The organism is Myxococcus llanfairpwllgwyngyllgogerychwyrndrobwllllantysiliogogogochensis (assembly GCF_006636215.1).
GTDB classification, from domain to species: domain Bacteria; phylum Myxococcota; class Myxococcia; order Myxococcales; family Myxococcaceae; genus Myxococcus; species Myxococcus llanfairpwllgwyngyllgogerychwyrndrobwllllantysiliogogogochensis.
Window position 1 is genome coordinate 16035 of record NZ_VIFM01000075.1, and the last position, 20156, is coordinate 36190.

General features: G+C 65.7%; 13 protein-coding genes, 1 tRNA gene and 1 pseudogene. 8 read left to right on the forward strand and 7 right to left on the reverse strand.

Annotated features, from left to right (window positions below):
* Window positions 1-153: 153 nt before the first annotated feature.
* From truD to FJV41_RS20035, 3 genes are read right to left on the reverse strand one after another with little or no spacing between them, the layout of a single operon-like run.
* Window positions 154-1179 (reverse strand): tRNA pseudouridine(13) synthase TruD, encoded by a 1026-nt coding sequence (gene truD / locus FJV41_RS20025; RefSeq protein WP_141644117.1) that lies wholly within the window; start codon window positions 1177-1179, stop codon window positions 154-156.
* A complete protein-coding gene (locus FJV41_RS20030) occupies window positions 1176-2522 on the reverse strand; it encodes a DUF4388 domain-containing protein (RefSeq protein WP_141644118.1) in 1347 nt (448 codons plus the stop codon). The genes truD and FJV41_RS20030 overlap by 4 nt, the downstream gene beginning before the upstream one ends.
* A 7-nt stretch (window positions 2523-2529) precedes the next feature.
* Window positions 2530-3540: a DsbA family protein gene (locus FJV41_RS20035; protein WP_246137298.1), complete on the reverse strand. Its 1011-nt coding sequence runs from the start codon at window positions 3538-3540 to the stop codon at window positions 2530-2532.
* A gap of 56 nt (window positions 3541-3596) precedes the next feature.
* Between FJV41_RS20035 and FJV41_RS20040 the strand changes: the two genes are divergently transcribed.
* Entirely contained in the window at window positions 3597-4643 is a 1047-nt protein-coding gene (locus FJV41_RS20040; protein WP_141644119.1) for an asparaginase, read from the forward strand.
* A gap of 85 nt (window positions 4644-4728) precedes the next feature.
* On the forward strand, window positions 4729-5640 hold the full coding sequence (locus tag FJV41_RS20045; RefSeq protein ID WP_141644120.1) for a GGDEF domain-containing protein: 912 nt from the start codon (window positions 4729-4731) through the stop codon (window positions 5638-5640).
* 7 nt (window positions 5641-5647) lie between these two features.
* On the opposite strand, the gene FJV41_RS20050 is transcribed toward FJV41_RS20045, so the two are convergent.
* Complete coding sequence (locus FJV41_RS20050; RefSeq protein ID WP_246137299.1) at window positions 5648-7237, reverse strand: HEAT repeat domain-containing protein; 1590 nt, start codon at window positions 7235-7237, stop codon at window positions 5648-5650.
* 132 nt (window positions 7238-7369) lie between these two features.
* Here FJV41_RS20050 and rpsU point away from each other — a divergent pair, with 132 nt between their 5' ends.
* The 6 genes from rpsU (at window position 7370) to FJV41_RS20080 (ending at window position 13181) form a co-directional block, all read left to right on the forward strand.
* Window positions 7370-7564, forward strand: a complete 195-nt coding sequence (rpsU, locus tag FJV41_RS20055) for a 30S ribosomal protein S21 (protein WP_002614080.1) — start codon at window positions 7370-7372, stop codon at window positions 7562-7564.
* 102 nt (window positions 7565-7666) lie between these two features.
* On the forward strand, window positions 7667-8125 hold the full coding sequence (locus tag FJV41_RS20060; protein ID WP_141644121.1) for a GatB/YqeY domain-containing protein: 459 nt from the start codon (window positions 7667-7669) through the stop codon (window positions 8123-8125).
* 330 nt (window positions 8126-8455) lie between these two features.
* Window positions 8456-10270 (forward strand): DNA primase, encoded by a 1815-nt coding sequence (gene dnaG, locus FJV41_RS20065; RefSeq protein WP_141644133.1) that lies wholly within the window; start codon window positions 8456-8458, stop codon window positions 10268-10270.
* A gap of 92 nt (window positions 10271-10362) precedes the next feature.
* On the forward strand, window positions 10363-12480 hold the full coding sequence (rpoD, locus tag FJV41_RS20070) for an RNA polymerase sigma factor RpoD (protein ID WP_141644122.1): 2118 nt from the start codon (window positions 10363-10365) through the stop codon (window positions 12478-12480).
* Between the two features lie 98 nt (window positions 12481-12578).
* On the forward strand, window positions 12579-12983 hold the full coding sequence (locus tag FJV41_RS20075) for an MGMT family protein (protein WP_141644123.1): 405 nt from the start codon (window positions 12579-12581) through the stop codon (window positions 12981-12983).
* Between the two features lie 125 nt (window positions 12984-13108).
* Window positions 13109-13181, forward strand: a tRNA-Ile gene (locus tag FJV41_RS20080).
* 680 nt (window positions 13182-13861) lie between these two features.
* Here FJV41_RS20080 and hyoA read toward each other — a convergent pair.
* The 3 genes and pseudogenes from hyoA to FJV41_RS20095 form a co-directional block, all read right to left on the reverse strand.
* Entirely contained in the window at window positions 13862-18229 is a 4368-nt protein-coding gene (gene hyoA / locus FJV41_RS20085) for an NACHT domain-containing antiphage protein HyoA (RefSeq protein WP_497812661.1), read from the reverse strand.
* Window positions 18230-18553: 324 nt separating this feature from the next.
* Window positions 18554-18934: pseudogene (locus FJV41_RS53760) on the reverse strand (IS3 family transposase); the annotation flags it as partial.
* A 285-nt stretch (window positions 18935-19219) separates the two neighbouring features.
* Window positions 19220-19870, reverse strand: coding sequence for a BTB/POZ domain-containing protein (locus FJV41_RS20095; protein WP_141644126.1), 651 nt, complete (start codon window positions 19868-19870; stop codon window positions 19220-19222).
* Between the last annotated feature and the right edge of the window lie 286 nt (window positions 19871-20156).

Consider the following 20156-nt stretch of genomic DNA (forward strand, 5'->3'; position numbering starts at 1 on the left):
CGAAGTGTCCCGATGGCGCGTTGCTTTTCAGCGCATCCACTGCCCTCGACGTCACGCGCGCGCACAACATCCCAGAGGAGTCGCGGACGAAAGGGCCCGCGCGGGCGAGCCCCATCAGGCTTCGCGCCAGGGCATCACCCCGGCGAGAGGACGTCAGTCGTCCTTCAGCAGCTCGTGGAGGACCTCGGTGGCGTACGCGCCCCGGGGCAGCTCGAACGCGAGCCACAGGTCCTCGCCCTCCGGCGTCAGCTCGGGCGAGCCCAGGCGGACGCGATACGGCCTGCGCCCTCCTTCCGTCTCGCCCCCACCGCGCTTGAAGTCGTCCGGCGTGACGCCCTCTCCCACCAGCAGGCTCGCCTCGAACTCGCCCACCGCGCCGGTGGCGGCCGTCATCTTCGGGCCGAACAACGGCCCGGCGGGGCTCACCTCGAACGACGCGACGCGAGGACCATCCACGTCCGGCGCCTCGCACACGAAGAGGCCGCCCGTTTCTTCCTTGCGCAGCACATCACCGAGCAGCGCGGTGGACAGCGTGCCGGAACGCACGCGCTCCGCGAGCGCCCGGTTGAAGATGCGCGACTGGAAGGCGGAGAGGTACAACTTGCGCTGGAAGCGCTCGGGCCGCTTCGGAAGCCGCTGCCCCAGCACCAGCAACCGGCCCAGGTCCGCGTTGTCTCCCGCACGGCCGAAGCGCTGCTCGCCGAAGTAGTTGGGAACACCGCCCGCGGACAATCGCGAGAAGCACTCTCGCGCGGCCTCCACGTCACGCACGCCCCGCAGGCGCAGCTTGAAGCGATTTCCCCGCAGGTGGCCGGTGCGCAGCTTGTTGCCGTGCCGCTTCGACCACAGCACCTGCACGCCCTCCAGCGCGAACTCCCCCAGTCGCGCTTCCGCGCGCGCGGGCACCGAGAGCAACTGCCGCGTGACGGCCTGCCGGTCCTTCATCCCCGCCACGCCGATGTCGTCCTCGGACACGCCCAGCGACGAGGCCAGCGCGCGCACCACCTCGCGCGTGTCCCGGCCGCGCTTCTCCAGCCACAGGTAGAGGTGCTCTCCCTCGCCCGACGGTTGGTAGGCGGGAAGCTCCTCGACCTCGAAGTCTTCGGGAACCAGCTTGAAGGCACCACCACAACCAGGCACATCCGCCGTCAACCGCGGCCAATCCGAATCCGTCGTCACGGCCCCTCGAGCGTCGCCAGTAGCTCCTTCACGCGACGGGCGAGGTCCTCGTCCGCGCGCGACTCCAGAAGCTCACCGGCCTGGAACAGCAAAAAGAACATCACGTCACTGAGCGCCTGTTTGAAGGACGCCAGCGGCTCGCTGCCCAGTTGGGCGCGGTGCCGCTCGAAGGCATCCATCAACCGGGGCTCGGCCAGGCTCCCATCCGACTGGAAGGCCAGGCCCTCCAGCACGGGAGAGGACGACAAGGCCTGTCCGGAGAGCGCGGCGTTGGCGGCGGCGATGAACTCACGGTCCATGCCCTGCTTGGCCACCTCGTCGCGAATCTCCCGGAAGATGAAGTTGAACACGCGCGCCACGGGGCGAGGGTCCACCGCCGGAGCGGCGCTCGCGACCGGACGCCCTGGGCCCGCGGGCACGGGCGTGGCCGGAGTCTGGGCCCCGGTGGGCCCCACCGTCGGCACGGGGCCGGCGGGCACGAGCAGCGGCTTGTCGGTCAGCGACGCGAAGCCGCCTTCCAGCAACCGGAAGACGACCTTGGTGATGTCGAACTCGGACAGGCGGGCGGCGTGGCCCAGCTCCAGGATGGTGCGCCGGCCGTCGAGCAGCCCCAGCACCCGGTCCTCATCCTCCTCCAGCTTCCCATCCGAGGCACGCTTGCGCGCCACGTACAGCCGGCCATGGGGGATGCGCTTCCGGAAGTGCGCCATCTCGTCGATCTTCCGGATGCTGTCCATCAACAGGCTCTGGGTGGAGAGCTGGATGGAGTGGCTCGCCTTCTCATCCACCGGCTGGTCGATGAGGAAGAAGCTCCCCTCCCGGCACAGGACGATGGCGTGGAAGATCTCGCTCACCTGATGCGTGACGCACTTGAAGAGGTCGTGCGCCTGCAGGAAACCCTTCTCCACCAGGGCGCGGCCCACCTTGGACGGGGGCTGGCCCTTGAGCGCGGCTTCCACCTGCGTGCGGTCCACGTAGCCCAGACGCACCAGCACCTCGCCCAACCGGTCCGCGGGGTCGTCCGACGAGGCGCCGCGCACCTCGCCGTCCCGGAAGGTGACGGAGCGCTCGCCGCCAGGGGAGTGGACGCGGATGATGCCGCTCCACCGCGACTGGCTGAGGAAGGCCATCAGATCCGACAGCGGGAAGCCGCCCGCGTCACCGGAGAGCACCACGCGCGGCGCGGCGATGGTGCCACCCTCGCTCGGGCCCCGGGAGAAGACGAGCAGGTCCGGGGACGTGGGCATCAGCGCGTACGTCCCCGAGCGCCCCGTCAATGGAGAGGGGCTCTGGCGATCCTCGGGGACGAGTTGCCCCGCGTCGATGCGGAACCTTTGCGTCATCTCCGTGTCAGTCGGCTGCCCAGGCGTTCTTGTTGTTCACCCACTCCAGCTCATCCTCCAGGCTGTGGTTGAGCAGGTCCTCCTGGATGAAGCTCAGGTCGAGCGCGCGCCCGTTGAAGTACACGGTCGGCGTGCCGGACAGGCCCGCCGCGCGGCCCTGGTTGCGGAAGCCCTCCAGCTCCTGCTTGTAGGCGTCCGACTTGAGCACCGCCGTAAGCTTCGCGCCGTCCAGCCCCAGCCCCTTCGCCAGCGCGGGCAGCGCCTCCGCCTTGAGGTTCTCCTGGTGGGTGAAGAGGGCGTCGTGCATCTGCCAGAACTTGCCCTGATCCCTCGCCCACAGGGCCGCCTGGGCCGCGGGCACCGCGTTGACGTGGTTGGACAGGGGGAACGGCAGGTAGCAGAAGCGCACCTGGGCCGGATTCTTCTTCGCGAAGGCCTCCAGGACGGGACGGGCCTTGGCGCAGTAGGGGCACTCGAAGTCGGAGAACTCCACCACCGTCACCGGGGCGGACACAGCGCCCATGCACATCCGGTCGTCCACCTTGAACTGGGCGCGCTGCTCACGGAAGGCGCCGTAGTACTGGGACAGCTGGACGATGACCTCGGTGGCGGGGCTGCCCTCGGACACCATGCGCGCGGCCACCCGGGCCATGCGCTTGGCGTGGCGGCAGGTGTTGTGCGACTTCAGGCAGGCGCCCAGGGTGTGCGGGCAGCCGCAGTAGCAGAACTCGTCGCTCAGGACGGTGGCCAGCTCCCGCTTGGAGGCCGCGGAGAGCGAGGAGAAGTCCATGCCCGGGATGCCGGAGAGGGCCGCGGCGGGGTCCGTCGGGGCGGCGGCCGGAGGGGCCGGGGGCGGCGGCGGAGTCGCGGCGGGAGCCGGAGCGGCGGCCGGAGCCGGGTTCGAGGCGGGCGCGGAGCCCTCCGGGTTCTTGCAGCCCGAGCTGGTCAGCGCCACGGCGGCCAGCAGGGGAATGACACGCTTCCAGCAGGAGAGGAGCACGCGGCGGGTCTTAGCCACGCTCGCGGGGCTTGTAAAGCAACGCAAGCCTTGGCAGGGAAGCACCCTTGCCCATCATGCCCAGAGTCCTGCTCCTGCATACCGGTGGCACGCTGGGGATGGCCGGAGGTCGGCCATCCGCCCTGCGCCCCGCTGCCTTCTTCAAGACGCTCAAGGCCCGCGTCCCGGAGCTCTTCCAGCTCGCGGACATCGAGCTGCAGCTGATCAGCAACGTGGACAGCTCGGAGATGCAGCCGGAGCTGTGGCAGCGCATGGCCACCCACCTGCACCAGCAGCTCAAGGACTTCGACGGGGCCGTGGTGACCCATGGGACGGACACGCTCGCCTACACCGCCAGCGCGCTGTCCTTCATGTTGCGCAACCCGCCCTGCCCCGTGGTGCTGACGGGCTCCCAGCGGCCGTTGGGGGAGGTCCGCTCGGATGCGCGGCTCAACCTCATCGACGCGGTGCTGTCCGCGCTGCAGGGGCCGCGCGAGGTCACCATCTGCTTCGACTCGCACCTCTACCGGGGCAACCGCACGCGCAAGGTGAAGGTGTCCGAGTACGACGCCTTCGAGAGCCCGAACTGCCCCGTGCTGGGCACCCTGGGCGTGGACGCGACATTCGAGCCGGGACTGCGGTCGAAGGGCCCTTTCCGCCTGTACGAGAAGCTGGATCCGCGCGTCTTCCTCTTGAAGGTCTACCCCGGGCTGGACCCCGCCCTGCCCCTGCAGTTGCTTCCGCATGTCCGGGGACTCGTCCTGGAGGCATACGGGGCCGGCAACTTCCCCATCGACCCGGCCCTCGGGCGCTCGCTCCTGCCCCTGTTCACCCAGGCCCGGGAGCGCGGCGTGCCCGTCGTCGTGGTGAGTCAGGCCCACCGCAACGGCGTGGATCTCAGTCTCTACGAATCTGGAGCGGCGGCCCTGGCCCAGGGGGCCGTGGGCGGCGCGGACCTGACGCCCTCGGCGGCGCTGGTGAAGCTGATGCAGGGACTGGCCTATCACCCCCGCTCTCCGGAGGCGCTCGCGCGCTTCATCCAGACACCGGTGGCCGGGGAGCTGACCGTCGGACGCAAGACAGTGGAACCCCCGGGTCGCCGGAGCCACAAACCAACGCGGTGAGTCCAATCCAGGCGAGGGTTGCCGGCAAGGAAGCCGGCAGCATGCTTGCCGCCATGAAAAAACGGCCCGTAAGATGGGTGGCGCGATGTCCGAGGAGAAAACTTCCGTCCATTCCATTTCGGACCTGCTGGGCAACGGCCAGCGGCAGAGCGCTTATCTGATCGTCATCAGCGCCAAGTCTGCGGCGGGCATCGGCCGGATGTTCAAGCTGGACCGCTCCGAGGTGGTGCTGGGGCGCAGCTCCGAGGCGCAGTTCCAGGTGGAGGACGACGGAATCTCGCGCAAGCACGCCAAGGTGGTGGCGCTGGGCGACGGGCGCTTCCAGGTGGTGGACCTGGCGAGCACCAACGGCACGTACCTCAACGGCCTGAAGGTCAACGCCGCGCCGCTCTACGACGGCGACAAGATCCAGATTGGCTCCAACACCGTCCTCAAGTTCTCCATCCAGGACGAGCTAGAGGAGCAGTACCAGCGCAGCATCTACGAGTCGGCGACGCGCGACGGCCTCACCCGCGTCTACAACAAGAAGTACTTCCTGGAGACGGTGCGCAAGGAGTTCAGCTACTGCCTGCGCCACCGGGTGAACCTGTCGCTGGTGCTGTTCGACGTGGACCACTTCAAGAAGATCAACGACGCGTACGGGCACCCGGCGGGTGACTACGTGCTGACGCGCATCGCCCAGCGGGTCAGCGACACCGTGCGCACCGAGGACCTGCTGGCGCGCTACGGAGGCGAGGAGTTCGCGCTGATGCTGCGCGAGTCCGCCGAGGACCAGGCCCTCGCCTGCGCCGAGCGTTGCCGGTACGCGGTGGACAAGGCGGACTTCGTCTTCGGCGGCACGCCCATCAAGGTGACCATCAGCCTGGGCGTGGCGACGCTGCTGGACTCGGACTTCTCCCAGCCCGAGGACCTCATCGCCGCGGCGGACAAGTACCTCTACCGGGCCAAGCGCGCGGGTCGGAACCGCTCGGACGCCAAGGCCATCAGCGGCCCCTGAGTTCGGCTCAGGGCCCGAAGCCCAGCCGCCGCAATCCCTCGCGCGACACGTGCTGGACGTGGGTGTCCCCGTCCCGGGCCACGGCGTCGGACAGCGCGGCGGCGGCATGCGGCCCGCCCAGTCGGCCCAGCGCGAGCGCGGCGGCCACCCGGACATCCGGCACCGGGTCCTCGCGCAGGCAGGACGCCAGCACCTTCACGTGGACGGCGCGGCCAATGGCCTCCAGCGCCCGGGCGGCGGCGGCGCGCACCACCGGGTGCTCCGAGCCCAGCAGCTCCGCGGCCGCGTCCCCCCGGGTCGACTGGCGCTGCCCCGCGACCACCGCCAGCGCGGCGGCCACCACCTCCGGCGCGTCGTCCTCCAGCGCACGCGTGGTGGCATCCATCACCTCGGGTCTCCGGACGGACATCGAGCCCAGCACGCGCACCGCCCCGGCCCGAATCACGGGCTGCGAGTCGCGCAGATAGGGCGAAAGCGTCTCCACCCGCTCGTTCTCGCTCTCGCGACAGTCCGCCAGTGACGCCAGCGCCTGGCCTCTCAGCTCCGCGGGCATCCTCGGGTTGCCCGCCACATCCAGGAAGAAGCCCGCGCAGCCCTTCTCCCGCACCATGGCCTCCAGCCACGGCCGGGACACGGCGGCGTCGCGCCCCTCCACCCGGCGCTCGGCGGCCACGCGCAGCGACGTGCCCTCCGCTTCCGCCATCCTCCGCGCCGCGGAGCCACGCACCTTGGGGTCCGCATCCTCCAGCGCGCGCTCCATCTCCCTGCGGGCCAGCGGTCCATAGACGCCCAACGACAGCACCGCCGAATCCCGGCGACGGGGCTCGGGCGCCGTCAGCTCCGGCTGAAGCTCTTCCAGCTCCCGCGAGTACACGGCGAAGAGTCGGTTCACGAGCACCGCGTCCGCGGGCTTCGCCTCCTCCAGCAACAGGCGCCCCACCGAGGTGCGCTGTCGCAGCGCCACGGACTTCAACGCGCTGGCGCCAATGACATCCGTGCTCTCCGGCCTGGACGCCGTGGCATCGAGCAACAGCCGCGCCGGCTTGCGCCCCATGAACGTCCCCAGGTGGGCGAGCGCCGACCCTCGCGCACGCGGGTCCTCCGAGTACAACTCCACCTCCAGCGCCTGCCGGATGGCCTCACGGCGAGCCCATACCCGAGCCGCCGCCTCGGGCCCCCGCGCTCCGGCCTCTCGAAGGAAGGTCGCCGAGGATTGATCCGCCTCCGCGGCCGCGCGTGCCGCCGTGAGACACGCCTGCAGATCCGCCGACGTGGGCGTGCTGGCCACCCACTCCGCGAGCACGCGGCGCTCGGCAATCCCCTTCCCCTTCGCCTCGGCCCGCACCGAAGCCCACCGCACCCGCCAGTCCTCGTCCTTGCGGGAAGACGCGAGCGCGTCGCGGGGAGTCGGCCGGACCGTGCCCAGGGATGCCACCCAGGAGTCGACCCGTCCCCCTGACAGGCAGGAGCCACACACGCGGCCCCGGAGGGCCCGGTCCGCCACGTGTCGTTGGCAGGAGTTCCAGCAGTCGGTCGTCCCGGTGCCGCCACGCTGACCGGTCGCCAGCAGTAACATCAGGAGGAGGGCAGGGCTCACGCAGCGGACATTCTAGTGCATCCGCCCCGGGCTTTTCCCTCCTGCGTCCTTGCGTTTTGCCTCTCGCTGGGACATACCCGCTCCCCTTTTGAAGTACACACACATTGACGCATGGCGGAAGGAGGTGAACTCATGCCCGGTATCCGAGTGAAAGAGGGAGAATCCATTGAAAGCGCTCTCAAGCGCTTCAAGAAGGCCACTGAAAAGGCCGGAATCCTTTCCGAGATCCGCAAGCGCGAGCACTACGAGAAGCCTTCCGTGAAGCGGAAGAAGAAGGCCCTCGCCGCCAAGAAGCGCGCGGTGAAGAAGGCCCGCAAGTCGTTCTAGTTGCGAGGCCGGCGTGAGAGCCGGGGCGCCCTCGAGCAGTCAGGTGCCCTGGCTCCCGTCGTCCAGTCCCCCCCGAACCACCACCCCAGCGGAGTCGCATATATGGCAACCCTCAAGGAACGGCTCGACGCGGACCTGAAGGACTCGATGCGGGCCAAGACCGAGACGCGCACCACCGTCATTCGGGCCATCAAGAGCGCCATCAAATACAAGGAAGTGGAGCCCGGTGCCTCCGCCCTCGATGACGCGGGTGTGCTGACAGTCGTCGCCGGCCTCATCAAGAAGGGTCGCGACTCCGTGGAGCAGTTCAAGGCCGGCAACCGGCCGGAGATGGCGGAGAAGGAAGAGGCCGAAATCGCCATCCTCCAGAGCTACCTCCCCCAGCAGCTCACCCCCGACGAGCTGGCCGCCGCCGTCCAGGCCTCCATCGCCGAGGTGGGTGCCACGAGCTCCAAGGACATGGGCCTGGTGATGAAGAACCTCACCCCCAAGATTCAGGGCAAGGCCGAGGGCCGAGCCATCTCCGAGGCCGTGAAGGCCCAGCTGGCGAAGCTCTCCTGAAGCCGTCTCCCACCCGTTCGGGGTCGCTCGCTTGCTCCTGCGACCCCTCGGGTGGATGGGATTGGGGTGAGCGGAAACTTGCTCCCCCGTCTCCCCGTCATTAAGTGCCAGGGCCAGTCCGTCGCGCGCCCCACCCCTTCCAGGGAGGCGCCGTCCGGGCCGCAGGAGCCCCAACGTGTCCCCAGCCATCCTTCCCGCCCCCTGTCGCCGGTCCTTCGCCCTCGTGGGCGGGGTGATCCAGCGGGTTGGCGACCAGACGGGCGACGTCAGGCCCGGCTGCCAGGATGTCGGGAGTGCGCCCGCCCAGGTGCGGGACGAGGGGTGGCCGACGTGATCCCGGAACACAAGATCCAGGAAGTCCTCGAGCGTGTAGACCTCGTGGGCCTCATCTCCCGACATGTGGAGCTGAAGAAGGCGGGCCGCGAGTGGAAGGGGCGCTGTCCCTTCCATCAGGAGAAGACCCCCTCCTTCTACGTGGTGCCGGAGAAGCACTTCTATTTCTGCCACGGCTGCCGGGCCAGCGGGGACGCGGTGTCCTTCGTCCAGCGCTACCTGGGCAAGACGTTCCTCGACGCGGTGAGGGATCTGGCGCGCGAGCTGGGCATCGACCTGGAGGCGCAGCAGGACCCGGGCATGCGCGAGCGCCAGCAGCTCAAGGAGGCCACGGACCTGGCCGCCGAGCACTTCCGCTCCACCCTCTGGCAGGACGAGGGCCGCTCCGCGCGGGCCTACATCGCCAGTCGTGGCGTGTCGGAAGAGACGGCGCAGTCCTTCGGCCTGGGCTGGGCGCCCAACGCCTGGAGCACGCTCGCGGAGCGCTTTCAAAAGACAGGCATGCTGGACTGGGCCATGAAGGCCGGGCTGGTGCTCAAGCGAAACACGGGAGACGGCTGCTACGACTTCTTCCGCAGCCGGCTGATGGTGCCCATCCGCGCGCCGGAGGGCCGCCCCATCGCCTTCGGTGGCCGCCTCGTCGGCGCCGAGGAAGGGCCCAAGTACCTCAACTCGCGCGAGTCCCGGCTCTTCAACAAGAGCGACACGCTCTTCGGCATGGACCAGGCGCGCGACGAGGTCCGCAAGCGCAAGGCCGCCGTCCTCGTGGAGGGCTACTTCGACTGCATCGGCCTGCATCAGGTGGGCGTGCGCCATGCCGTCGCGCTGTGCTCCACCAACCTCACCCCCGGCCACATGCAGGTGCTCAAGCGCGGCGAGGCCCGGGAGCTGGTGCTGCTCCTGGACGGGGACTCGGCGGGAATCGCGGCGGTGGAGCGACTCGCCGGTCCGCTGCTCGCCGCCGGGGCGACCGCCCGGGTGGCGCTGCTGCCCCAGGGGGATGATCCAGACGTCTTCGCGCGTCGAGAGGGAGCGGAGGGTGTGGAGCGGCTGCTGGAAAGCGCTCAACCGCTCACCGCCTACCTGTTCGCCTCCTTGCTGCCCCAGGGCAAGGGGGCGTCTTTCGAGGAGAAGATGGCGGCACTCGAGCGGCTCAAGCCCGTGGCGGCGCAGGTGCCCGTGGGACTGGTGCGCTCGTCGCTCTTCTCCGCCCTCGCGGAGCACTTCGGTTGGCGCTCCGCGGACGTGGAGGCCGCGCTGCGCAGCAAGGTGCCCCCCACGCCCAAGCCCGCCGCTTCGGCCTCGCATGATGGCGGCCCCGCCGCGCCCGCTCGCCCGCTGCCCGAGAAGCCGCCCCCGCCCATGGAGGCGCTCTACGTGGCCTCCGTGCTGAGGGAGCCTCGCCTGCTCGGCAGGGATGTCTTTCGTGTCTGTGACGAGCTGTCCCACATGGGACTGCGCATGGCGCTCGCGCATGCCACGTCGGGCCAGGGCACCCAGGATGCGCTCTTCGAAGCAGGCGAGTCCGTGAAGCGCGCCATCGAAACGTCCTGGCGCCAGCTCCCCTCGGAAGGCCAGGAGCTCGAGCATGCGTTCTTCGCCATCTGCCGGGAAATCATGGTGCGGCGCATCGATGAGCGGCTCACTTATATAAAGCGCGCGACAGAGCAGACGCCGGGAGCGTTCGACCTCACGGAAGAGACGCGGCAACTGTTGTCGGAGCGCGTGGAACTACTGGCCCTCAAGAAGCGTGTCCTGGAGGAGCTCAAGCCCGCTTCCCCGGGAACAAAGGCGCCCATGCAACCGGTTTGACTTCGCGTTTGTAAGAAACCCTGACTTTGCGGTAGATCGGCCGGCTCGCCCCAGGCCTCAAGCCCCTGAATTTCTTAAGGAGAAGTACCCGAATGCCGACGCAGAAGCCCTCGAAGGCGTCCGTGAAGCCCACCAAGAAGAAGGTGGATCCGGTGATCCGCAAGAAGAAGGCACCGGACAGTCCCGCGGCGAAGGGTGCTGGGGTGAAGGCTGGGACCGAGGAGCAGGAGCCCCTGGAGGCCAAGGAGGCGCCCGCCGAGGTCGAGACGAAGAAGAAGAAGAAGGGCGTCGTCTCCGCGGACGTGGACCCCGAGGAGGCCGCTGAAGAAGCCGCCGCCGCCGTCGAGGTGGACCCGGACGCCGTCGAGGACGACGTCGAGGAGGACCCCGTCGCCGAGCGCAAGGAAGTGAAGGACCTGCTCGCCCAGGGGCGAGAGAAGGGCTTCCTCACCTACGACGAGGTGAATGACGCGCTGCCCGCCGACATCGTGTCGTCCGATCAAATCGACGACGTGATGAGCATGTTCGGCGACAACGACATCGAGATTGTCGATGCGCAGAAGGCCGCTCAGAACAACGAGATCAAGCCCACCGTCACCGTCGAGGAGGAGAAGGAAGACGTCGACGAGGACGAGAAGGACGAAGACGACGAGCCGGGTGGCAAGTCGAACGACCCGGTGCGCCTGTACCTGCGCAAGATGGGCAGCGTCAGCCTGCTCACGCGCGAGGGCGAAGTCGAAATCGCCAAGCGAATCGAAGAGGGCGAGAAGGAAGTGCTGCGCGCCCTGCTCGCCTGCAAGGTCGCCGTCGAGGAGATCCTCGACATCGGCAACAAGCTGAAGACGGCCAAGCTGCGCGTGCGCGACGTCATCAAGGACGCGCCCGAGGAGGCCCAGGCCGAGGGCGCCGAGGAGGCTCCCGAGGAAGTGGGCGAGGGTGACGCCCCGGCGCAGCTGGCGCAGAGCGAGCTCAACAAGATTGAGCAGATCTGCAAGCAGATCGAGCGCTTCCGCAAGTTCGCCAAGGACTGCGATGTCTTGGAAGAGGAGCTCATCTCCAAGAAGAAGCTGACCGAGGTGCGCAAGAAGGAGCTCAAGCAGGAGATGAAGGACCTCCGGACCAAGATGATGGAGGTCTTGGAGGAGATGCGGCTGAACAAGAAGCAGGTCGACCGCATCGTCGTGAATCTCAAGGGGCTCATCGAGCGCGTTGAGAAGGCCGAGGACGAGCTTCGTGATTTGGAGCGCCGCTACGGCATCTCCATGAAGGAGCTGCGCCCGCAGCTGAAGGAGTCGCGGGAGAATCCGAACATCGGCAAGAAGCTGCAGAAGCAGCTCAACCTCACGCCCGAGCAGCTCGAGGTCCTGGACCGCGACGTGCGCACGGCGGTTCGGAAGATCAAGAAGGTGGAGGAGGAGGCCAACCTCCCCGTGGATGCGCTGCGCCGCAACTACGACGCCATCCGCCTGGGCGAGAAGCGGGCCGAGCGCGCCAAGAGCGAGCTGGTGGAGGCGAACCTGCGCCTCGTGGTGTCCATCGCGAAGAAGTACACAAACCGCGGCCTCCAGTTCCTGGACCTCATCCAGGAGGGCAACATCGGCCTGATGAAGGCCGTGGACAAGTTCGAGTACAAGCGCGGCTACAAGTTCTCGACCTACGCCACCTGGTGGATTCGTCAGGCCATTACGCGCGCGATCGCCGACCAGGCCCGCACCATCCGCATCCCGGTGCACATGATCGAGACCATCAACAAGCTCATCCGCACCAGCCGCTACCTGGTGCAGGAGATTGGCCGCGAGCCGACGCCGGAGGAAATCGCGGAGAAGATGGAGCTGCCGCTCGACAAGGTTCGCAAGGTCCTGAAGATCGCCAAGGAGCCCATCTCCCTGGAGACGCCCATTGGCGAGGAAGAGGACAGCCACCTGGGCGACTTCATCGAGGACAAGAGCCTCGTGTCGCCGGCGGACGCGGTCATCAACATGAACCTGGCGGAGCAGACCCGCAAGGTGCTGGCCACGCTGACGCCGCGCGAGGAGAAGGTGCTCCGCATGCGCTTCGGCATTGGCGAGAAGAGCGACCACACGCTGGAAGAGGTGGGCCAGGACTTCGAGGTGACGCGCGAGCGCATCCGTCAGATCGAGGCCAAGGCGCTGCGCAAGCTGCGTCACCCCAGCCGCTCCAAGCGCCTGCGCTCCTTCGTGGAGAGCTGACGCCTTCCTGACGGCTCCACCATGAGCCGTCACGGGAAGTCCCGAGGCCCCCGCTCCTTCATGGACCGGGGGCCTTCGTGTTTCTAGAGTCGGGCGCCGTGGCGCTCTCCAAGTCCAGGACGACGACGAAGACGAAGTCCCGAGTGGAACCCGAGGCGTCGGCTCCGCCGAAGCGTCCGCCCTTCTCCGAGGCGGTATGGCGCGCGGTACGCTCGATTCCGCGAGGCCAGGTGCGCTCGTACTCGCAGGTGGCGTTGTACGCGGGACGTCCCGGGGCGGCGCGCGGCGTGGGGCGCGAGATGACGAAGCTGCCGCCGGGACAGGAGCTGCCGTGGTGGCGTGTGACGAAGTCGGGAGGGACGCTGGCGTCCACGGTGGCGCATGAGCAGGCGAAGCGCCTGCGCGCCGAGGGCGTCACGGTGGAGCAGCGTGGGCAGGTGTTCCGGGTGAAGGTGGCCCAGGAGCCCGGGAAGCCCGCTCCCGCGTCCAAGCGAAAGCGCTGACTCAAGGCGCGCACAAAGCCTCACGCCGACGCGGGAGGCAGCGTCAAATCAGGGGGCCGAGTGGCGCTTGCCAGCAACGCATGCGCGGGGATATGCCACCGGACACGCGGGTTGTTCACGCATGGGGGCCCTTAGCTCAGCGGTTAGAGCTGTCGGCTCATAACCGATTGGTCCCTGGTTCGAATCCAGGAGGGCCCACTCCCCTTCCCCCGCTTGGCCGATATACAGCTCCCCATTCAGGCCGAGAACCCTTGCTGGAGCCATAGGCCCGCGGCGCCGGAGCCACGTGAGAAGGCTCCACCTACGCGCCCGGAGTCCCCCAATGAGCCGCCGCCTCCTCCACCTGCGGTCCTCCGGATCAGCAGTGGCGAAGGTGCCCCAGGGCCCTCAGCCTCAATGCATCGGTGCAGCACAGCACGAAGGCGCCACCGGGTGCGCCGAGAATCCAGACACGCCACGTCAAGGATGAGGCATGTTCCCAATGGCACATAAACCACACAAGAACATCCAGCCTATCGCAATCTAGTGCATCATCAGCCGTGGCAGCACCGAGACCCTCAACTCAACCCTGCATGCGCGAGAGTGGTTGAGGGCTCACCAGGATGAACTGGAACTGTCCTGCCCGGCAGCAGCACGACTGGGATTGTCCACCTGGCACCTGCACTCACTGCTCGATTCGCATGCCTTTCGTGAACACACTCTACACCATCTCAAATTGAGCTGCCTGGCATTAATCCCAACCAGGAGGCTTCACGGGGTGTGGCTCCGATGCTGAGCACGCTCCGAGGGAGCCTGCCGCCTGCCCAGCAACCAATCTTGGCATAAACGACTGAAATCACGAGTAGACTACTGCATACTCACCGAGGCAGTCACAGGCACTACTCCTTTTTCCCACCACCTATCTTCGCCTCAGCAGTGAGTCGCGGCCGGAGGTCAAGAACCTTAGCTGCGACCCGCACGCTACCGCCCCATTTGTCGACGATCCTAGCGGCCTCGGCGTCGAGCATCTTCCTCAACCCGTTGATGTCGAGTGTCTCGCCCGTATCTGGATTTTTCCAATTTTGGTTGCTTGCGACAGTGACCAGAAGACATCCGGAACGACAGGTTTCAGCGGCCATGTATTTAGTCACCAACTGGTTATTGACCGTGTCACGCAGGTCGCGACCAGACCAGTGTTCACCGATCTTAAGCTCAATCGTCCCTTGCTGGCCTGACGATGCTACGCGCAGTCGGATGTCCGTTTCCTTCTCGTCGGCAGTGACCGCTTCCTGGTCAACCGTGTATATCCGGTTCGCTGCGTTCCGGAGTTGAAGCGCGATTACCTGGCGCATTGTCTTTTCGTCTTTAATGTTGCCCCAGGCGCCGCGCGGCGAGACATCTTGGAGCAACAAGTCGTCGAGATCATCGAGCCGGTCGACGAGCATTGCGAACATGTCGTCGCGAGTCATTGGGGGCGCGCTGCCGTAGCGATCTAGAATTGACACCCCGGATTCGGTCAATACGCCACCGCTGACTTCTTCGGCCGCTTTCTCGCGGGCAAGCAAGGCAAGTCGATCACGAAAATCGGCGAACAATGGCTCTTTGACCATCTCAAGTTTGACTGCCCAAGCGTCGGTCCCCCTAGCGTCAAGGATCGCGCTGAGCAGCACGTTTCTCCCATCCTGTGCCCAATCCCGGGGGCCCGGGGAATAAGCCCCCTCGTGGGTAATGTCGTCTTGGATGCGCACATGCTTGTAGGAAAGTCGAGCTAGTCTCAACAGCAATGTTGGGGTGAAGCCTGACTTTCGCAGGTCGACGAGCAACTGTCCCTCTCGTTCACCGAACATCGTTCCGAAGACATTGATAGCGAATCCCGTCGCCCCAGGCGTGAGCGGCCCCAACAGCGTTTCGATAGCATTGGTTCCGCTTGCCGGATCAAGGCGCATCAGCGTCGTCAGCCAGACAGGCGTGAACACACCATCAGCGGAGCCCTTGAGGTAGTCCTCGGCCATGGCTCGGATGCGGTCCTGTATCGCACCATCGCCATGTTCAAGCAGAATTTCGAGCACGCGCACAAGGCGCTCGAGTAAAATCGTATTGTCCTCGCCGTCGCGCAGATTCCCAGAATGAGTATCTAGCCAAGCGCGCAGACGCGGAAGAAACAGATGCAGGACCGTAGCTGGCGCATGGCTTACATTCTGGAGCAGGATGCCTACGGAACTTTTCGCAGCAACCTCATCTAATTCAGCGGTCAGGTCAGGCCCGAGCGTCCGCTCAACCTCGGCCGGATGCGCGCGGGCGAGCGATTCGAGCCACGCAGGAAAGTCGCTCGGCTCGATCGGTGCGTAGCGCGTCGCGAGTTCGGCTTCTTCGATGGAAAGCTTGCGCGCCCAGTCGGGGTCCTCCGCTTCGGCGGCGATCGCGGCCAGTCCGAGTTGCCAACGAATGAGAAACGTTCCCCGTTCATCATCCGGCCTCTCGTAGCGAAGTGTCGGCCGATCTTCGCGCCAAATTGAGTGCATGCTCGTTCGCAGTTGGTCGGCAACATCTTTGCCGAAATGCTGCTCGATAAAACGTCGATTCCAACCCGACGCGCGGCTTTCATCACCAGAACGCTGCATAGCCTGCCAGAGGTTCCAAGCAGTATTTCCTTTGCGGTCGGGACTGAAAGCGGTTCGGGGATGTTCTGCGACCTCACGCCAGAACGCCACCCAATCCTCGCGATCCTTCGCCTTACGCCTTTCGGCAGCTTGCCGTTGCTCTTCGACCCGCGCGTTGAGCGCAATCTCTTCGGGATCGATCTTCCTTGGAGCAAGACACTGTTCGAACAGCGACATCAGGCTGGGCTCATCAGCGACATACCGCCTGAGACTTTCAATATATTCGCGCAGATCACCCGCGTCATCCCGGACATCATACATCGAAACATAGAGCATCATCGCCCGCTCCGGAAGCGACTGGCTGCGATCGGCTAGAATCCGCCGCACCCAAACACCATCCTGCGCGTCATTCAGCTTGAGCGGACCGTCGTTCGAAACATTGCATACTCGTTTCCACGGATCGGCCTGGGGATGCATAGCTTCATTGAACGCATCATCAGCCCAGTAGACCGCCGCTCGCAGCGGTGGCGCTAGTTCGGCAAGCGCATTGCGCAGATCCTTTACATGTTTCTCGTTGGCACGGCCATCCCGATGGAGGCGCAGCGCGATCATCGAGGACCGCAGAACCGCGGCATCCGTATCACCCGCCCGGATAAGTCTCAGACAGACCGCAGCAAGCGCAGAAAGCAGGTATGGGCGTCTGCTAACAAGATGCGGCCATTGGTTCACCCAAACGAGGTTCTCGGCAACCAAGGCAGTAAAGCCGACGCGCAGTTCCGCTAGATAGCCTGGTTTGAACTCGACTCTGGCAATTTCACTCGACAGCATCCAGCCAAGTTCGTCGACTGAGTTCCCCGTCTCTCGAAGTCCTTTCAAGATTTCATAGAGCCGGTCGGGCGCAATCTTCTGTGGGAACAGTCGGACGACTGCTGCGCGCACAACCTTCTCTGGCCAGTTCCCCGGTGCGTTCACAATGGATTGCGTGAGCGCCTCGAGTCGCGGATCCTCAAGGCGCACTAACGCATCAATCGCGTCGAGACGCTCTCTATGCGTAGCAGAGACATCGTTCGCGATGTCATGGGCAACATCTGCGCATGCCGGTATCGGTCCCGCGCCGATTAATTCGAGGAGTAGCCCGCGAACCTCGGGGTTCTCGATGGGCCCCTGCCACAGACCCAGTACATGGATCGCTAAGTCGGGTGAGGCGAAGCGATGCACCTGCACGCGAGGAACGTGCAGACCGCGCCACCCACCCTGGCCATAGTGCCGCACATAAGACTTCAACGCGTCGATGCGTTGCGGGAGCGGGAGCGATCCCGGATCGGCATGTTCAAGCAACACCTCGGGCTCACGGTCGCGCACCTCGGAGAAGATGCTCGACTGCTCCGCCGCGAGCCAAGCTGCAACGGGGCGCATTATCGGGCGGACGACCCTGATACCCTGATGCGTTTCTGCGAAAAGCAACCGCTTGACCTCCTTGATCGGCATGCCCTGCCCCAATCGGTCTTCGAGGCGTCGCGCGGCAAGGAATTCGACGACCGAGCGATGATGGAATCGGACGCGTCCATAGCTCGCGAACCCGAACAATGCGCGCTCAAGCAAGGTGTCGCGCTCCTCAGGCGTCCAGTCATGCAAGACCACAGATGGATCAAGTGCGGTCCCTGGATCGCCGCTCCGGTCAGCCTCCACGCTGAGACGAATTGTCAAACGGCGTGTGAGCAGTGCGGCGAGCGCGATTCGGCTCGCACCCTCAAATGACTTATCGGGAGACAACTGCGCCGGTTCGCGCCGGTCGGTGCGCGGCTTGAGTTTCACCCTGACATTTTGTGCCACCTGCTCGCGGTGGGTGCGGATGCGGCGATGCTCACGCCAATCCGCACAAAGCTCGATGAGGTCCTGTGGGCGGCGTGAGAACTCTTCGGCGTTGCGTGCACGGATATCGGCAAGGAGTGCCTCAGCATCATCGACACCCTCGATTGCTGCCATTTCCAGGATTTGCTCGTTGGACAAAGGCATCAAGGCGACACTGCGCCACACGGGGACGGTTCCCTTCTCCTTCTTGCTGGAATTCTGTCGCTGACGACCCATGGCAATGTCGGCAAAAGCATCGCCACTTGGAATCAACGCCACTGGCTCGGGCACAGGAAAATGCTTCTGGATGAGTTGTTTATCGACTGCAATCGGGCGCGTAGTACTGACGATCCGAACGCGGCCGAACTGGCCGGCTACAGCCTTACTCAAGCGCTTGAGCGCGAGATCGAATGAACCGAGAGTGAGCTTGAGTTCGTCAATCGAGTCGAGGAAAAAGGTGGCGACAGCAGATTGCGCCGCTCGCCACTCCTCAAACCTCGCCTCCTCGACTGGCGACAGCAAATCACACAGACTGGTGGTCGCGAGTTGCGCCAGCTCGAGGTGGAAAGCGGGCTCGCCTCGATCCCACAGCACCTGCTTCTGGGCCGCACATTCATAGGTCTTTCCGGCACCGGCTTCTGAGACAATCAGGACACGCTGAGATTCAAGCAGTTTGTCCCAACCAAAGGCACCCGACCAACCCTTCTCGACCAGCATTGATGCCTGTTCAACGTCAATGTTCTTATCTTGGGACAACTCGCGGAAGGTACGCTGAACCCTTGGCCTGGACACGCTTGATGAGTTGGTCGGCGGCATAAGAGGTCATCGTAAACCAAAATGGAGCTATGAAGGCCTGGAGTTGCTTCAGTTTCGTGGCTCCCCCGCACATTGCGTGTGTAGAGCGACAGCAAAGTTGCCCCTCGCGACACTAAAACTGCCCCTCCTGCAGGGCCTCCGCCCGCAGCATCTGGAGGCAGTTCGCGATGGGAGAGTCAGTGAAGGACGTGGTACCCCGCCCGACGGCGAAGGTGCCGATGGTCGAGTAGGTTGTGGCGCGGCAGATGCGCGTGCTGGGGGAGGCCGGCTGGGGCGTCAAGGCCACGAACCAGTCAATGCGGATGAGACAGTGAGTTCATGAAATTACTGCGCACTCTCCTGTGAGGTGGAGAGACGCGCGGGGTCGTTGCTCCAGACGGTGTTCGGCAGTGCCTGCGGCTTGGGTACACCTTGAGGATAGTGCTCGGGGCGAGCGGCGTAGGCGGCAGCGAGCACGTCGGCCCGAGCCGTGTTGCGCTCGGCAGCCAGGCTCTGGTGCACGTCGTAGGGTATGAGCAAGCCGAGGCCCGCGTGGTGATGTTCTTGGTTTTACCAGCCGAAGAAGCCGCAGGCGAGCTGGGGGCAGCCGAAGACTGAGGGGAAGTCTGGTCGGTACGTCATCGTCTTGAGGTGAGCCTCGCTGAAAGGGTTGTCGTTGGAGACATGAGGTCTGGCGTGCGTCTTCGTAACGCCCAGGTCGGCCAATGGAGCTCCGAACCCACCAAGCCGCCAGTAGCGCAGCCAACCCAAGTGTGATTTTCACGCCTGCTCCCTCCGTCTCCCGTCGCGCGCGGTCTTCGGGCGCTGTAGGCAGGCGGTCAGCCTTCCGCGCCGGGCGGGGTCAACGAAGCCACGAGAGCGTGACGTCCCCTGAACGCTGCCCACGTCTGCCGGGATGATGCGGGCTCAACCGGTTCCGGTTCCGCCTATAAGGGCGGGAACCGGGAACCGACGCAGCCAAGCCATGTCGAAGGTGGATCCAGGTCCATTTCATCCGCGCAGCGTCCAGAGCAGGATGCCGAGGAGCGTGACCCCACTCCCCCCCAGCCACAGCAGACAACCCAGTTGCCGCGCCAGCAAGCCGAGCTGTTGCTGAACAGCATCGGCCTGCGTCGCAGTGGGAAGGGACTTCGATGCATCGATCTCGGCGTCGCTAGCCTGCGTGAGTTTGAACCAGAAATCCCACCAGACCACTTCGACCCAGCCGTGCTGGGCGTTGTCCCACTTGATGCCCTCGGCCAGCGTGTGCTGCATCGCGGCGCCCTCGTCCATCACGATGGCGATAATGGGCAGCCTTCCGACATAGGCGGGACCAAGGAGACGCTCAAAGGCATCCGGCGATACCCGCAGATCAACATGGAAGGTACGCTCTCCCTCGCCTCTGGGACTGAAGGCCCGGATGAGGCCGCCACAGCGCTTGCCCTCCATCTCGATGGACTGACCTATCTCAATGCAGACCGTGCCAGTCAGGTCTTTGAGCCACTCACCCGTTGACAAGCGGACATGTTCATCGAACGAAGAGCGGGCTCGCCAAAGCAAGGTGCGCGCGGTCGGGAAGAACGCAGCGGCAGCAGGTGGCTCGCCATCGCGTGGCAACCTGTAGTGACCATCGAACCCGGTTGGCTCAAGGGTAATGTGCATGGGGCCATGTAAGCATGGAGCAGTGACCGCACTGCGGTCGCCTTCCCTGTTACCCCTCACCCGTGACGCTGCCTGGGATCCGCCTACAGGGCCAGGAACCAGGAACCACCGACCCGAGCATCAGCGCCGTCCCCAGGCGAGGAGCGCCTCCCGTGACGCAGCCGGGCTGCAGACGAACCGGCCGACCCACACCCGCTCCAGCTCCCCAGTTTCAAGAAGCGCGTCGCCGGTGGCCCGGCACACCGCACCACCGGCGCACCACGCCTGGTCGAATCCGTGGAAACGG